Source organism: uncultured Psychromonas sp. (genome assembly GCF_947489755.1).
In the GTDB taxonomy this organism is placed as follows: Bacteria; Pseudomonadota; Gammaproteobacteria; order Enterobacterales; family Psychromonadaceae; genus Psychromonas.
Genome location: NZ_CANLFB010000071.1, coordinates 1 through 1,043, shown reverse-complemented (window position 1 = coordinate 1,043; position 1,043 = coordinate 1). Strand labels below are relative to the sequence as shown.

Annotated in this window: 1 protein-coding gene; it reads left to right on the top strand. The window is 38.6% G+C overall.

What is annotated here, in order from left to right:
• On the top strand, positions 1 to 1,029 hold a 1,029-nt coding region (locus Q0794_RS18035; RefSeq protein WP_298944263.1), incomplete at its 5' end, for an IS4 family transposase.
• Between the last annotated feature and the right edge of the window lie 14 nt (positions 1,030 to 1,043).

Sequence of the window (1,043 nt, the reverse complement as noted above, 5' to 3'; positions counted from 1 at the left end):
AGTAAGCCTGAATTTGTTGATTTCATAAAAGAGGTGATTCGCGTTGCAATGAATGCTTGGCAACAGCAAGTATTAGCCACAGAAACCGAATTATCTGCCTTTAAAAGTATTGTACTGCAAGATGGTAGCTCGTTTGCTGTTCATGATAGTTTACATGAAACCTTTAAAGGTCGATTTACTAAAATAAGCCCTGCTGCGATAGAAGTGCATGTAAGTTGGGATGTATTACAGGGCTATCCTGAGCATGTTTCGGTAAGTGCAGATAGCCAAGCTGAATATGATTTTCTACCAGAAGCGAAGTCATTAAAAGATACGTTGTTTTTAGCTGACAGAGGTTACTTCAAACTTTCATACTTAGATGATATTTCTCAAGTAGGCGGTTCCTATGTGGTACGCGCGAGAACAACGGTTAACCCAATGGTTGTTTCAGGGTTTAATCGACAGGGTAAACCGCTAAAACGGTTTAATCATAAAAAGCAAAAAGCACTCAAAAAACACATTCGTCAAAGCGGTATAGTTGATATGGATGTCGAAGGTAAAACAAACTATCGTTTAATCGCTAGTTGGCCCAAAGGTAAAAGTGAACCCACTTACTGGTCAACTAACTTAGACAGAAAACAATTTAGTGCAGAGACTGTCATCAAGCTATATCAGCTCCGTTGGCAAATAGAGCTTCTTTTTAAAGAGTGGAAGTCATACTGTAATTTACAAAAGTTCAATACACGAAAGGCGTCAATGATGGAAGGGCTTGTCTGGGTTAGTTTGCTATCACTGATAGTAAAGAGGCGGATAGGTTTTAGTGTTCAACAAGTGACTGGTATTGAATTATCAACATTTATGATTGCGAAAAATACGCAAGGTTGGTTTTATCCGTTGATGGAATCGATAACTCAAAATAGGCTTCCTAAGCTCAAAAAACTATGGAAAAGCACCATCGGATTTCTGTCAAAGTATGCTAAACGAGCAAACCCAGACAGAGATAAAAAAAGAGGTAGATTGCAATATGGTTTGCACGCGGTTACCTCTTAATGTCCAACCTATGA